Source organism: Pseudomonas sp. TE21435 (genome assembly GCF_056279265.1).
In genome coordinates, this window is the sequence record NZ_JBWBQZ010000001.1 from 1661953 (window position 1) to 1675093 (window position 13141).

14 protein-coding genes are annotated in these 13141 nt (G+C 65.3%); 3 read left to right on the forward strand and 11 right to left on the reverse strand.

Features of this window, described 5'->3' with window-relative positions; translation table 11 throughout:
• Positions 1–257: 257 nt before the first annotated feature.
• Positions 258–644, forward strand: coding sequence for a VOC family protein (locus ACZ9C1_RS07470; RefSeq protein WP_110702188.1), 387 nt, complete (start codon positions 258–260; stop codon positions 642–644).
• On the opposite strand, the gene ACZ9C1_RS07475 is transcribed toward ACZ9C1_RS07470, so the two are convergent.
• Genes ACZ9C1_RS07475 through ACZ9C1_RS07505 form a run of 7 tightly spaced genes read right to left on the reverse strand, consistent with a single transcriptional unit; the run spans position 645 to position 6933 of the window.
• Positions 645–2018 (reverse strand): sensor histidine kinase, encoded by a 1374-nt coding sequence (locus ACZ9C1_RS07475; protein WP_277504534.1) that lies wholly within the window; start codon positions 2016–2018, stop codon positions 645–647.
• Positions 2015–2677, reverse strand: a complete 663-nt coding sequence (locus ACZ9C1_RS07480) for a response regulator (RefSeq protein ID WP_110702192.1) — start codon at positions 2675–2677, stop codon at positions 2015–2017. The genes ACZ9C1_RS07475 and ACZ9C1_RS07480 overlap by 4 nt, the downstream gene beginning before the upstream one ends.
• A gap of 2 nt (positions 2678–2679) precedes the next feature.
• Complete coding sequence (locus ACZ9C1_RS07485) at positions 2680–3321, reverse strand: tetratricopeptide repeat protein (RefSeq protein ID WP_110702194.1); 642 nt, start codon at positions 3319–3321, stop codon at positions 2680–2682.
• A complete protein-coding gene (locus ACZ9C1_RS07490; RefSeq protein WP_110702196.1) occupies positions 3318–4124 on the reverse strand; it encodes an SDR family oxidoreductase in 807 nt (268 codons plus the stop codon). Before ACZ9C1_RS07490 ends, ACZ9C1_RS07485 begins: the two co-directional genes overlap by 4 nt.
• Positions 4111–4791: a TenA family transcriptional regulator gene (locus ACZ9C1_RS07495; RefSeq protein ID WP_139670518.1), complete on the reverse strand. Its 681-nt coding sequence runs from the start codon at positions 4789–4791 to the stop codon at positions 4111–4113. Before ACZ9C1_RS07495 ends, ACZ9C1_RS07490 begins: the two co-directional genes overlap by 14 nt.
• 8 nt (positions 4792–4799) lie before the next feature.
• A complete protein-coding gene (locus ACZ9C1_RS07500) occupies positions 4800–6266 on the reverse strand; it encodes an AMP-binding protein (RefSeq protein WP_277504540.1) in 1467 nt (488 codons plus the stop codon).
• The gene (locus tag ACZ9C1_RS07505; protein ID WP_277504541.1) at positions 6256–6933 is read right to left on the reverse strand and encodes a thermostable hemolysin; all 678 of its coding nucleotides are present in this window, start codon (positions 6931–6933) and stop codon (positions 6256–6258) included. The genes ACZ9C1_RS07500 and ACZ9C1_RS07505 overlap by 11 nt, the downstream gene beginning before the upstream one ends.
• 147 nt (positions 6934–7080) lie before the next feature.
• On the opposite strand from ACZ9C1_RS07505, the gene ACZ9C1_RS07510 reads away from it, so the two are divergent.
• Entirely contained in the window at positions 7081–7650 is a 570-nt protein-coding gene (locus ACZ9C1_RS07510; protein ID WP_139670514.1) for a hypothetical protein, read from the forward strand.
• 64 nt (positions 7651–7714) lie between these two features.
• Here the strand turns inward: ACZ9C1_RS07510 and ACZ9C1_RS07515 are convergent, their stop codons facing one another.
• The gene (locus ACZ9C1_RS07515; protein WP_102682442.1) at positions 7715–9394 is read right to left on the reverse strand and encodes an MFS transporter; all 1680 of its coding nucleotides are present in this window, start codon (positions 9392–9394) and stop codon (positions 7715–7717) included.
• A 205-nt stretch (positions 9395–9599) separates the two neighbouring features.
• Between ACZ9C1_RS07515 and ACZ9C1_RS07520 the strand changes: the two genes are divergently transcribed.
• A complete protein-coding gene (locus ACZ9C1_RS07520; protein WP_430943956.1) occupies positions 9600–10286 on the forward strand; it encodes a helix-turn-helix domain-containing protein in 687 nt (228 codons plus the stop codon).
• On the opposite strand, the gene ACZ9C1_RS07525 is transcribed toward ACZ9C1_RS07520, so the two are convergent.
• The 3 genes from ACZ9C1_RS07525 to ACZ9C1_RS07535 all read right to left on the reverse strand — a co-directional run bounded on the left by ACZ9C1_RS07525 (position 10269) and on the right by ACZ9C1_RS07535 (position 13108).
• On the reverse strand, positions 10269–11162 hold the full coding sequence (locus ACZ9C1_RS07525; protein ID WP_258600627.1) for a sterol desaturase family protein: 894 nt from the start codon (positions 11160–11162) through the stop codon (positions 10269–10271). The genes ACZ9C1_RS07520 and ACZ9C1_RS07525 overlap by 18 nt on opposite strands.
• Positions 11163–11252: 90 nt before the next feature.
• Positions 11253–12074 (reverse strand): DNA-binding protein, encoded by an 822-nt coding sequence (locus tag ACZ9C1_RS07530; RefSeq protein ID WP_139670508.1) that lies wholly within the window; start codon positions 12072–12074, stop codon positions 11253–11255.
• A 95-nt stretch (positions 12075–12169) separates the two neighbouring features.
• Positions 12170–13108, reverse strand: a complete 939-nt coding sequence (locus tag ACZ9C1_RS07535) for a Dyp-type peroxidase (RefSeq protein ID WP_457378623.1) — start codon at positions 13106–13108, stop codon at positions 12170–12172.
• Between the last annotated feature and the right edge of the window lie 33 nt (positions 13109–13141).

Consider the following 13141-nt stretch of genomic DNA (forward strand, 5'->3'; position numbering starts at 1 on the left):
GCATAGATCGGCGCTGAAGGCATGCAAGCGATCTGATATCACTTTCGCATTAGGCATTTGCGCCGTCTGTCCGCTGGTCATTCGGTTTTGCGGATACGCATCGATACAAACACCTAATGACAATTGCACTGCGTCTAAAACGAACAGGAACTCTCGATTTCACCGCCCATCTTCGAACGCACTGTTTGAATACATCCTGAACAACAGATGGTCAGGGATGTGCTTTGCTAGAGAGAGGAATCAACGGAGCTAGTCTGATGAAGATCGTAGTCACCAGCATCCTCGTCGACGACCAGGCCAAGGCCCATGCCTTCTACCATCATGTCCTGGGCTTCGAGCCCAGGCACGACATCCCCATGGGCAAGTACCGCTGGCTCACCCTCACCTCCCCCAATGATCCCAATGGCGTCGAGTTGCTGCTCGAGCCCGATGCCCATCCTGCGGCGAAGGCCTACAAGGCGGCGCTCAAGCAGGACGGCATCCCTGCCACCTCGTTCGGGGTGCGCGATATCCATGCCGAATACGAGCGCCTGTGCAAGGCGAACGTGCAATTCACCCAGCCACCCACCGACATGGGCCCGGTCACCGTGGCGGTCTTCGATGACACCTGCGGCAACCTGATCCAGATCGCCCAGCGTCACTGATCAGGCCTGCGCCGCCGGCAACCGCAGGGTGGCGCACAACCCCCGCGGCGAGGCATTGTGCAATTGCACGCTACCGTCCAGGCGCTCGATGACGGTGCTCACGATCGACAACCCCAGACCGGCGCCATTGGGCGCGTCCTTGCTGTAGAAACGCTCGAATACCCGCTCCAGGTCGGCCGGATCGATACCAGGGCCTTCGTCCTGCACTTCCAGCACCAATGCCTGTTCCTCGCGGCGCAGGCCCACCCGAACCCGCCCCCCAGAGGGCGAATGGTCCACCGCGTTGGTCACCAGGTTCTGCAGGGCAATGCCCAGTGCGCCGGCATCGCTGTACAACCGGTAGTCGACCCCTTCGGCGATCTCCAGGGAGGGTTCCTGACCACGTTCGAGGATCCACGGGGTCAGCTCCGCCAGGGTCTCGGTGACCAACACAGCGAGGTCGACTTCAGTCCAGTTGCGCTGCGCCAGGCGGGGTTCCAGGCGGGCCAGGGTCAGCAGCTGGTTGACCACCCGGGTCAGGCGGTCGACACCGCCGATCAGATACCCCAGGGCCTTGTTGCGCTCCGCCTCGCCGGTGGCGGCCTGCGCGTTCTGCGCGTGCAGGCGCAGGATCGCCAGCGGCGTGCGCATCTCGTGGGCGGCATCGGCAATGAAACGGTGTTCTCGGCGCAGCATTTGCTCGATCTGCGCCAGCAGCCGATTGATCGCCGCCTGCATTGGTTCGAGCTCTTTGGGCAACGGCACCAACTGCAGGGGGTCCAGGGACTCGGCGTGACGGCCACGGATCACCTGGGCCATGTTCTGCAACGGCTGCAGCCCCCAGCCGATGGCCACCCAGACCAGCAGCGCCAATGCCAGGCTGCCAAGCAAAAACGGCATCAAGGTGTGACGCACGATCCTGTCAATCAGGTCGTAGCGCACATCGTTGCGTTCCCCCACCCAGATCAGCCAGTGCTTCTCCGCCACCGGCAGCACAAAACCACGCCATCGCTGGCCCTGCACCAGCATGTCGGAAAACCCCGGCGTGCTCGGTGGCACCGCGAATGCGGGCGCGCTGGGGGTACGCACCAGCAAGGTAGCGTGGTCGTCCCACACCTGGAAGGCCAGTTTGCTTTCGTAAGGGTGGCCGACCCGGTGCCGCCCCGCCTGGCTCAGCGCCTCGTCGAATGCCTGGTACAGCGCCTGACGGTTCTGTTCCTGCACCGGCAGGCTCATCACCCCCTGCAGCAGGCGAGCGTTCTGCGCCAGATGGGCATCGTATACTTCGGTGATTTCATGCCGGCTGTCGTGGTAGTTGTACAGCGCCAACAGACCGCTGCCGAGCAGCAGCAACAGCATGACCCGCCACAGCGTGCGCTGGCGCAACGAACTCATGCGCGCCCCTCCACCAGGTAGCCGATACCGCGGACCGTGCGGATCAAGCCGTTGAACAGCTTCTTGCGCAACTGGTAGATGTTGACTTCAAGGGTGTTGCTCTCAGGCTCCTCGTCCCAGCCGTAGAGCAACTGGGTCAGGCGCTCGCGGGTGAAGACCTTGCCCGGCTGGGCAAGCAGCTCGTGCAGCAACAGGTACTCCTTGGGCGTGAGTACTACCGGCTGACCGTTGTAGCGCACCTGCTGGGTCGCCGGATCGAGGCTCACGCCGGCATGCTCGATCAGCACCCGGGCTCGCCCTGCGCTGCGCCGTAGCAGAGCGCGCAGGCGGGCCTTGAGTTCGTTGAGGTCGAAGGGTTTTACCAGGTAATCGTCGGCACCGGCATCGAGCCCGGCGATACGATCCTCCAGCCCATCGCGCGCGGTGAGGATCAGCACCGGCATGGCGTTTTCCGCGGCGCGCAGGCACCGCAACAGCGCCAGCCCATCCAGGCGCGGCAACCCCAGGTCCAGCACCAGCACGTCGAAGGTCTCGACGCTCAGCGCGTGCAACGCACTCTGGCCATCCTGCAGCCAGTCCAGGGTGTAGCCCTCCAGGCGCAGGCCATCGCAGATCCCCTCGCCCAACGCGGCGTCATCCTCAACCAGTAGCAGGCGCATGCTCAGTCCTGTTTGTCTTCGATGGCCTTGAGTAAAGCATCGATTTCCCCGCGCCGGCCCTGGTCTGCCAGCGCACGGCCTGGCCGCGGCGCGGCGCGCAGGGCCTTGTCCAGGGCAGTGCGGGCTTCACCATAACGGTTCTGCCGGTACAGGTGGTCGGCCCAGAAGTAGTTGCTGTCGATACCATCGGGGTTGATCGCCAGGGCCTGGCGCAGCATCGCTTCGGCCTTGTCCTGGTCGCCGAAACCCAGGGGCCAGCCCGGTACCCGGTCGTACAACGCCCCCAGGCTGGTGTAGGCCGACCCTTGCAGGGCCTTGGGGTCCAGCGCCAGCGCCTTCTCCAGGCTGGCACGGGCGGCCTTGACTTTGCCCAGCGCGCCGAGCCCGCCGGTGGCACCGGCCCAGCTGCTGTTGACGATACCCTCCCAGATCAACGGCTCCGCCGAGCCCGGGTACTGACGGACAAACCCCGCCGCGTCCACGGCCAGCGCCTCGAAGGCTTTGGCGCGCTGCCCTTCGGGCAGTTGGTACTGAATCTGCGCCCAGCGCTGTTGCACCTCGCTCAGGCGTTGGTTGCCGGCCTGGTCGAGGGCCCAGACAAAGGGCGAAAAGGCCAGCACACTGGCCAATAGCAGACGTTTCATTTGCCTGACTCCTTGCCCGGATGGGCGCTAAAGCGGCGAATCAGCGGCAGTTGCTTGCGCAGGGCACGATCAACCAGCCCGGGCAGCATGCCGTTCAAGCGCACGAAGAGTTTTTCCGGCCAGCCCAGGTACAGCTCGCTGCGCTCGGCCTGGACCGCGTCGAGCACCGCGCGGGCCACATCCCGTGGCTGGTCCACGCCCACCTTCAGCGCCTGGTTGAGCGCCGTGGCGGCATTGCTGTTCATCGCCGTGCGCGTTGCCCGTGGCGCGGCGTACAGCACATTCACCGGGGTGTCGGCCAGTTCGCGGCGCAGCGCTTCGGAAAAGCCGCGCAGGGCGAACTTGCTGGCGCAGTAGGCGGCATAGCCGGGGTAGCCGATCGAGCCATAGGTGGAGCCAACATTGACCACCAGAGCCCTAGGCTGATCGCGTAGCAGTGGCAGGCAGGCACGGGTCAGTTGCAGCGCGGCCTTGAGGTTGATATCCAGCAGCTCGTCGAGCGCCGCCTCGTCAAGCTGGTCGAGCAAGGCGAAGCGATTGATCCCGGCGGCGTTGATCAGCACGTTGACGCCCCCCATGGACCGCGCGGCTGCCAGCACGTCCTGGCGACTCTGGGCACAGCGCAGGTCGGCCGCTTGCCAACGCAATTGTTGCGGAAAACGGTTCATCAACTGCGCCAGCTGGCCCAGGTGCCGGCTCACGGCCAGCACCCGTGCGCCAGCGACACATAGCTGCTCGGCCAGTTCCAGGCCGATCCCGCCACTGGCCCCGGTCAGCACCACCACGCAGTCAGGCAAGCGCATGCCGCACCTCGCTCTGGCCTGCCCGTGGCAGGTGCTGGAACATTTCGCTGTACAGGCGGTACACCACCTTGGCGGCATGGATCACCGCCTGCTGATCGCCACTGTCGTCCAGGCGATCCATCAGGCTGCGGTAGGTCACCATATGGTCCTGGTCGAGGGCGCCATGGGAATTGAGGTAGCTGAACGCTTCGTCCGGGAGCCCCAGGCTACCCTGTATCCTGCCGGCGGCCTGGGTGGCCAGGGCGATACTGGTACCCTCGAGTACATTGACCATGCCGAACAGCCCCACCGGGTTGCCCCGGGCGATCAGGTCGTAGAGGAACGCGACCATCAGCTCGATCGACAACGCAGGACGACCGTCGCGGACCTTGTCCGGGTCACCGCCACAGGCGGCGATGTCGTTGAGGATCCAGCGTTCGTGACCGTATTCCTCGTCGATGTATTCACACACGGCGCCACGCAGCCACTCCAGACGCGACGGCAGACGGGCGCCACAGGCCATCATCAACGGAACGGTATGGCGCACATGGTGGTAGGCCTGGGCCAGGAAGGCCACATAACCCTCCACGCTCACCACCCCACCCAGGGCATCGCGGATCACCGGGACACCGAACAGCGCTTCGCGCTCGCGGGCGGTCTGTGCTTGCAGGTTTTCGAAAAAGGACATGGCGAACCTCATGCTTGTTGAAGAACGGACAACAGGGACTGGTAATGCAGCAGGATCGCCTCGCGGCGTGGGCGGCCATTGGGCGTGAGGGTCCCCGCCTCGGCATTCAACGGCTCAGACAAGCGTCGCCAGGCATGTACCCGGGCATAGTCCGGCAGGCCATCGTTGCACTGGCGAACCGCCCGCTCGATCTGTTCGTCGCTGGCCTGCGAGTCCAGCGGCCAGAGCAACGCCAGGTTGCCCGGCAGGCCCTCGCCGTGCACGAAGGCCTGGGCGATGACCCCTCCCTGGGTCAGCTCGGCCTCGACCCATTCAGGGTTGACGTTACGCCCGAAGCTGGTGATGAACTGGTGCTTCTTGCGCCCGGCCAGGTGCAGGTAGCCGTCGCGATCAAGCTGGCCGAGGTCGCCGGTCGGCCACCACTGGCCGTCGAACACAGGCTCGCCGAGGTAACCGAGCAAGGTCGAGCCGGCCACCAGCACCTCGCCGTCCTCGGCAATGCGCACCTGCACATGGGGCAGCGGCCGGCCGGCACTGCCCGGACGCAGCGCCCCGGGGCGGTTCAGGCACACTACCGATGCGCACTCGGACAAGCCGTAGCCTTCGTACACCGGCAGGCCCACCGCAGCAGCACGCGCCAGCAGGCTGGCGGCCACCCGGGCACCGCCCACGGCGACAAAACGCAACGGACCGACACGCATGACCCCGCGCTCGATGGCCGTGACCAGCCCCAGCAAAAGCTGCGGGACCAGGATCAGGCTCTCTGCGCCGCTCAGGGCGATCGCCCCGAGCAGACGCGCGAAGTCCACCTGGCTGGCGCCGCGGATGCCCAGTTGCGCCTGCGGATAGAGCATGACCACGGCGCCGGCCAGAAGCGCCGCGTACACCCCCAGGTTTTCCAGCAACACCGCCAGCGGCAGCACGGCCAGGTACTTGCCCGGCGCCGCCTCACGGCTGGCCGTTTCCAGCTCGCGGGCGACCTGCAGCATCGACGCGGCTCCCAGGCAAACGCCCTTGGGCGCACCGGTACTGCCGGAGGTGTAGGTGATCTTGGCGGTGCCGTGCGGCAGTCGCGGTGACGCAAGCGGGTCACGGTGCCAGAACCGCGTGCCGCGAGTGAAACCACAGGCTTGCAGCTCATCGGCCAGCGCGCTGTCGGCCAGCACCAGTGACACGCCACCCTGCGTCAGGCAGTGGCGCCGCTGGGCCGCGCTGAAAAAGCCCGGCAGCAGCAGGATCGGGCGCTCGGCCAGTAACGCGGCAAGGTCCCACAGCAGGGCTTGCGGGCCGTTATCCACTGCCAGGGCGAAGGTGCCGGCAGGTTGTTCGCGCAGCCAGTGCACCCGCTGGCGAACCTCACCCAGCAACTGCGCATAGCTGAAACGTTCATCACTGCCCAGCAGCGCCGGTTGCTCGCCACGGTGGCGGGCATGGACCTGCAGCGTTTCGAAGAACGCCTCGATGTCATGCGGCATGACCGCTCTCCTGCTTCGCCACCGGCAGGCCCAGCCGTTCGAACATGCCCGCACGGGCCAGTGCCGCGTGGCCTAGCCCGATATTGCCGACGAATACCTGGGGTTGCTGTGCGTAGTAACTGCCCCAACTGCCGGACTCCTCGCCCAGACGGTGGGCAGCCGCCTGCGCCACGACCGTGGGCTCCAGCCCCAGTCGGCGGAAACTGTTGAGCAAGGTCGCCGCGCCAGTGAATGCCACCCACTGCAGGCCGCGTGCCGCCAGCAGCCAGGTCACCGCGACGATCATGATCCGCGCGCTGCCGGCACTGAGCGCCGCCAGGTTGCCCACTTCCACCAGCTGCTCTCGGGTGACCGACCCCGCCGCCACGTTCGCCACGGCGCTTTCCAGCGGCACATCGAGGTAGCGCTCCAGGAACAACGGCGCACTGCCGGCCAGGCGTAAGCCGGCGGCGGCGATCAGCCGGTCATGGCGATCATGCAGCCCCAGCAGTTCGGGCAGGTAATGATGCACGTCAGCGTGATGCACACAGGCGAAGCGCGCGTGAATGAACCGCTCCAGTTCGAGTCGACCTGGCGTACCCGGCCCATGCAGCAGAAGTCGGGCCTGGTGTTGCGCATGGCAGCCAATGGCCACGGGAAACAGGGTGTTCCAATTCAGCTCGGTCATGACGGGCCCCCGCTCATTTCAGTGGAGGCAGTATCGAGGGCGAATCTGAAGCCAGTCTGAAGTGTCGCTATCGCGAGTGATGGCGCCCCTCGCTGGGGCTGCTACATTGCTGACTTCCCCCGGCGCAGCAAGAACCAAGGACACCCCATGCGCTACGAATTCAGCGAAGTGCTCAACGACCTGGTCGACTATTTCCTGCTGGGCGATATCCAGTTGCTCGAACAGTTCAAGGAAGACCAAGACCTGCCCGACGACCTGGCGCGCGCCTTCACCCGCGGCGACAGTGGCGACCTGGCGGTGCAGCAAGGCGTGATCCTGCCGCTGGCCGGCGTCGACAACCTGCCCTACCGCATCCTGTTCACCCTCGACGAACGCACCCCGGCACTGCTCGAGCCTGGCAGCCGCCTCAAGCATCGTCGCCAGGGCCATGTGCTAAGGGTCGAACACGGCGCGGTGATGCTCTTCACCTGGCGCATCCTGCAGCACTTCACCAACAAGACCCTGGGTGATCTGCTGGCGCGCTACCAGGAGCCGGGGCGGCCGATCATCGAACTGGACAACGGCTGGTACTCGGTGGAAGTGCTCGCGGGCGCCGTGGTGCGCGACGGATTGTACGAACCGGCGTTCGAATTCGTCATGAAAAAGGCCTATGCGCGCCCACAGGCCTCGGAGGTGGATGTCGGCTACCGGTATAGCTTGCGCGGTTACTTCGACTGACCAGGGCCGCTCCTGCAGCGAGGGCGTGAATCGGGCGACTTCTGCAGGAGCGGACCTTCATCCTTCAGGTGTGATGGATATCCCGGTCCTTGGTCTCAGGCAGGAAGAAGATGCCCAACACCGCGGTCATCACCGCAATGACGATCGGATACCACAGCCCGTAGTAGATGTCCCCGGTCGCCGCCACCATGGCGAAGGCCACCGTTGGCAGAAAACCACCGAACCAGCCGTTGCCGATGTGATACGGCAGCGACATCGAGGTGTAGCGGATCCGCGCCGGGAACAGCTCCACCAGCCAGGCGGCGATCGGCCCATAGACCATGGTCACGTATATCACCAGGATGGTCAGCAGCAGCAACACCATCGGGTAATGGATCTTCGCAGGGTCCGCCTTCTCGGGATAACCGGCCTCTTTCAGGGCGCCGGTCAGCGTGGCGGTGAAAGCGTCGGCCTGAGTCTTCAGTTCAGCCGCGGCCAGACCGGTCCCCTCGAAACTCGGGATCACCCGCTCGCCGATACGGATCTGCGCCACGCTGCCAGGCTCGGCCTTTTCGTTCTCGTACGGGATCGCCCGCTTGGCCAGCAGGCTCTTGGCAATGTCGCAGGAACTGGTGAAGCGGGCCTTGCCCACCGGGTCGAACTGGAAGGCGCACTGCCCGGGGTCGGCCACCACCACGACCGGGTTCTGCTCCTGGGCGACGAACACATCCGGGTTGCCGTACTCGGTCAGCGCCTTGAAGATCGGGAAATAGGTCAACGCGGCAATGATGCAGCCGGCCATGATGATCTTCTTGCGCCCGATGCGGTCGGACAGGCTGCCGAAGACGATGAAGAACGGCGTGCCGATCAGCAGGGAACCTGCGATCAGCAGGTTGGCGGTCTGCGGGTCGATCTTCAGTGTCTGCAGCAGGAAGAACAGCGCGTAGAACTGCCCGGTGTACCACACCACCGCCTGGCCGGCGGTGCCACCGAGTAGCGCCATGATCACCACCTTGAGGTTGTCCCAACGGGCGAACGATTCGGTCAGCGGCGCCTTCGACGCCTTGCCCTCGGCCTTCATCTTCATGAACACCGGCGACTCGTTGAGTTGCAGGCGGATGTACACCGAGATTGCCAGCAGCAGGATCGACAGCAGGAATGGTATCCGCCAGCCCCAGTCCTCGAACGCCTCGGTGCCCATGGCCGTACGACAGGCCAGGATCACCAGCAGCGACAGGAACAGCCCGAGGGTGGCGGTGGTCTGGATCCACGCGGTGAAGAACCCGCGCTTGCCCTTGGGCGCATGCTCGGCCACATAGGTGGCAGCGCCGCCGTACTCCCCACCCAATGCCAGCCCCTGCAACAGCCGCAGGGTGATGAGGATCACCGGCGCGGCCACGCCGATCGTCGCATAGCTGGGCAGCAACCCGACCACCGCGGTGGACACGCCCATGATCACGATGGTGATGAGGAAGGTGTGCTTGCGCCCGATCATGTCGCCCAGGCGACCGAACACGATGGCGCCGAACGGCCGCACGGCAAAGCCGGCGGCGAAAGCCAGCAAGGCAAAGATGAACGAAGTGGTTTCGTTGACCCCGGCGAAAAAGTGCTTGGCGATGATTGCCGCCAGCGAGCCGTACAGGTAGAAGTCGTACCATTCGAACACGGTGCCCAGCGAAGAGGCGAAGATGACCTTGCGCTCCTCCCGGGTGATGCCACGTTGGGGCGCGCTACTGCCCGTGGATGCGCTGTCAAGGACCGCCATGGGTCGCCTCCGTCTGGTTGTGGTAGACCGGAGTGCTCCATCAGGTAGCCAAAGCACGCACCCAGGCCAAAAGGCATTGCAGGCTGCGCGAAGCACGACGAGGCATCGGCCCCGAATCGCGGCAAGTCACTTCAAGCATAATCGGCCTTTGAACGATATCCACTCGCATGAGTGAACGAGCGCCGAAACGGATAGGGAACCCGCAATGAACGAACCACAGCACAGCGCCTGGCGAGGTCGGCTCTGGCTGGCCGATGACCACGGCCTGCTGCTCGGCACGGCGGGCCACACCGGTGTCCATGCCCACTATGCCCACCAGGTACTGCTTGCCCTTGAGGGCGAAGCGTGCCTGCAGGTCAATGGCGAACAGCATCGCGGCGACATGCTGGCCATCGCCTCGTTGCAGCCCCACGCCATTCTCGCGCCCGGCACCGCCTGCATCACCTTGTTCGCCGAGCCCCTGGCGTTTTCCCTGGAGACCCTGCTCGACGTTTGCCAGCAAGCCCCCCGCGATATCACCAGCCTGGCCCAGGCGTTGCGCCAGGCACCGCGCCGCCCGTTGGATCCGCGCCTGGCGCGGGCCCTGGCACGAATTCGCGCAGTGGACGAGCAGCGCCTGCCGGCCACCGAGCTGGCACAGGCAGCGGCGCTGTCAGTCAGCCAGCTCGAGCGCCTGTTCAGTGGCCGCCTGGGGCTGTCGGTACGGCGCATGGTGCTGTGGCAACGCCTGCGCGTGGCCCTGGGCGCGGCGCTGGCCGGCGCCAGCTTGACCGAGGCGGCCATGGCCGCCGGCTTCGCCGACTCGGCGCACCTGAGCCGCAGCCTGCGCCAGCAATTCGGCATCCGCGCCAGCGAAGCCCTGCGCCATCTGCGCTCAGACGTGCTGGCGTAGCGCCTGGCTCAGCCTTTTCGGCAAGGGTGCCGGTGGTTGCGCCGTGGCCACTGGGCGGAACGGCTCACGCAGTTGCGCAAGGTACGTTTGCGGGTAGTCCGGACGGTCGCCGATGCCCATGTCGTCATCGGCCAACCCATACTCCGGCAGGTGAAGGGCAGTGCCGAGCAAGCGATCCCATACGGGGAAGAACAGCGCGAAGTTGACGTCGCCCAGGGTGCCGTACTTCAGGTGGTGCAGCCGGTGCACGGGGGCCCAGGCGAAAAGGTGGCGCAGAACGCCGATGCGCATGTCGACATTGCTGTGTTGCAACAGCAGCTGGACCGCTATGCAGAACGCCAGCAACGCCGCCACGTCCTGCGGCAAACCCAGCAGCAGCAACGGAAGTACGCCGCCCAACCCCTCGGCCATCTGGTGCAGCGGGTGCTTCATCAAGCCATTGAAACCGTACAGCCGAGTCACACTGTGATGCACCGCGTGCAGGCGCCAGAGCAATGCGCTGCGATGACTGGCGTAGTGCACCAGGGTGATCCCCAGGTCGGCCAGGGGCAGCGCCAGCAACAGTTGCCCCAGCACGGGCCAGTGGCTGGGCCACAGGCTTGTGGCGGGCAGCCAGCCGGCGAACAGCGGGATGGCTGCGATGCTGGCGATATTGAGTGTTTCGTTGACCAGTGCGTGCAGTCCATCACGCCCGCCTTCGCCTGCCGCCTCGCTCCAGGCAGATTTGTAGGGGCACAGCGCTTCGCAGGTGAACGACAGCAGGATCGCCACGCCGAGCAAGGGCAGCAGCCAGAGAATGTCGGCGCCAAGATTGATCAGCCACACGGCGGTGGCGATGAAACCGAAGAAGAAACACGGGGCATAGAAGATGCGCATGGAGGGCTCCAGTCATGGTTGGAGCCGCCAGTGTTGCCTGGTGCCTGAGCGAGACACTTGAACAAACGGCGCATCTGTCGCAGCGATGTTCTACAGGGTCGATGTGTCCGCTGCTCGGGCTGCCAGCTGTCGACGCATCTCGTCGTTGGCGCCCTGAGCCTGGGCCAGGATGGCGCGCAAGCCCTGCACCTGCGCGTCACGCTGCTGCAGTTGCTCATCCAGCAGCGTGCCCTGTGCCGTGGCCTGGCGATGTTCGGCGAGCAGGCGCTCATTGTCGCGGTGCAGGCGCGTCAGCTCGTCCTGACGCGCCAAGGCGCCCTGCTGCAAGGTCTGCAACTGGCCTTGCAGCTGGCGCACCTGGGTCTCGTTGCGGCGTTGATCCTGCTGATGCTGCTCGAGGCTGGCGCGCAGTTGCCCGTCCTTGTCGGCCAGGCGCGCTTGCAACTCACCCTGTGACTGGCTGAGGCTGGCGCTGCGCAACTGCTCGGCCTGCAGGCTGGCCTGGGCAACCGTGAGCCGTTGGGTCTCGGCGTGCAGCGCAGCGGTCAGGGCCTCGACCTGACGCAGCGCGCCGGCCAGGTCGCGCTGGGTCAGTTGCAGCTCGGCCTGCATCGCCGCACAACGCGCCTGCGCCGCCTGCTCGGCGGCGGCGATCCGGGCCTGCCCTTCCTCCTGCAGCTGGGCGGCCAGTTGTTCGACCAATCGCGCCAACGGTTCGCTCAAGGCTCCCTGGCTACCCAGCAACTCCAGCGGCTGCCGGTCGAGTTCCTTGAGGTAGCGGTGGATAGTGGTCTTCGAGCCGGTGTTGCCCAACTCGATACGTACCGCATCGATACTGGGGTGTTCACCCCGGGCCATCAGCGCCTGCCGTGCCTGCTGCACGGAAGCCTTGTCTATGCCATTGCGGGCCATTGCTCATTCCACCTATGCGTACCATGGCATGTACCATGTAATGCGGCGCAATACTGCACGGCCCTGCCCCTCGTTTCAAGCGTGCGGGTGAAATGTCATTCAGCGGCCTGCTCGAGGAAATCCACCGGCGGCACGAAGAACAAACCACCTGTAACAGCACGACTGTAGTCCAGCAAACGATCGTAGTTGCCCGGCGGCTTGCCGACGAACATGTTTTCGAGCATCTGCTCAATCGGCGCGGGCGAGCGGGCGTAACCGATGAAATAGGTACCGAACTCCCCGGCCCCGGGGCGGCCGAAGGGCATGTTGTCGCGCAGGATCTTGACCTCTTGCCCACCCTCTTCCAGGGTGGTCAGCGAACTGTGCGAGCAACTGGGCTTGCTCGCGGCATCCAGCTCGATGTCGGCCAGCTTGGTGCGCCCGATGATGCGCTCCTGCTCCTGGGTCGACAGCGCCTCCCAGCCGGCCATGTCATGCAGGTACTTCTGCACCAGCACATAGCTGCCGCCGGCAAACGCCGGGTCCTCGTCGCCTACCAGGGTGAAGCGCGCCACATCCCGCGGACCGGGGTTCTCGGTGCCATCGACGAAGCCGATGATGCTGCGCATGTCGAAATAGCGGAACCCCTGCACTTCATCGACCACCGTCACCGCCCCCGCCAGGCGCTTGACCAGCAATGCCGCCAGCTCGAAACACAGGTCCATGTGCTCGGCGCGGATATGCAGAAGAATGTCGCCCGGTGTGGCAAGCGCCTTGCGCGAACCACTGCCGCATTCCCGAAAGACATGCAGGCCGGCCGGTTGCGGCGCACCGAACAAACCCGCCCAGGCCACCGCGCCGAAGCCGATGACGCAAGACAAGTTACCGGCCGGCACCCGCTTGCCCACGGAACGCACCAGGCCGCCAAGGTCGGCGCACAGCGCCCGCACAGCGGCCACAGGTTGCTCTCCCGGATTGAGCGTGGCCACCAGAAACATCGCACTACGGGTGATCGGGCTGTCGACAGCCTGCGGCTCGATCTCGACTGTATTCACCAAGGCTTCCTCTCACGCAGGGTTTGATCGCTT

Excerpts from the sequence above, each read along its gene's own strand:
- ACZ9C1_RS07470 (WP_110702188.1), top strand. The coding sequence starts at position 258 with ATGAAGATCGTAGTCACCAGCATCCTCGTCGACGACCAGGCCAAGGCC.
- ACZ9C1_RS07475 (WP_277504534.1), bottom strand. The coding sequence starts at position 2,018 with ATGAGTTCGTTGCGCCAGCGCACGCTGTGGCGGGTCATGCTGTTGCTG.
- ACZ9C1_RS07480 (WP_110702192.1), bottom strand. The coding sequence starts at position 2,677 with ATGCGCCTGCTACTGGTTGAGGATGACGCCGCGTTGGGCGAGGGGATC.
- ACZ9C1_RS07485 (WP_110702194.1), bottom strand. The coding sequence starts at position 3,321 with ATGAAACGTCTGCTATTGGCCAGTGTGCTGGCCTTTTCGCCCTTTGTC.
- ACZ9C1_RS07490 (WP_110702196.1), bottom strand. The coding sequence starts at position 4,124 with ATGCGCTTGCCTGACTGCGTGGTGGTGCTGACCGGGGCCAGTGGCGGG.
- ACZ9C1_RS07495 (WP_139670518.1), bottom strand. The coding sequence starts at position 4,791 with ATGTCCTTTTTCGAAAACCTGCAAGCACAGACCGCCCGCGAGCGCGAA.
- ACZ9C1_RS07500 (WP_277504540.1), bottom strand. The coding sequence starts at position 6,266 with ATGCCGCATGACATCGAGGCGTTCTTCGAAACGCTGCAGGTCCATGCC.
- ACZ9C1_RS07505 (WP_277504541.1), bottom strand. The coding sequence starts at position 6,933 with ATGACCGAGCTGAATTGGAACACCCTGTTTCCCGTGGCCATTGGCTGC.
- ACZ9C1_RS07510 (WP_139670514.1), top strand. The coding sequence starts at position 7,081 with ATGCGCTACGAATTCAGCGAAGTGCTCAACGACCTGGTCGACTATTTC.
- ACZ9C1_RS07515 (WP_102682442.1), bottom strand. The coding sequence starts at position 9,394 with ATGGCGGTCCTTGACAGCGCATCCACGGGCAGTAGCGCGCCCCAACGT.
- ACZ9C1_RS07520 (WP_430943956.1), top strand. The coding sequence starts at position 9,600 with ATGAACGAACCACAGCACAGCGCCTGGCGAGGTCGGCTCTGGCTGGCC.
- ACZ9C1_RS07525 (WP_258600627.1), bottom strand. The coding sequence starts at position 11,162 with ATGCGCATCTTCTATGCCCCGTGTTTCTTCTTCGGTTTCATCGCCACC.
- ACZ9C1_RS07530 (WP_139670508.1), bottom strand. The coding sequence starts at position 12,074 with ATGGCCCGCAATGGCATAGACAAGGCTTCCGTGCAGCAGGCACGGCAG.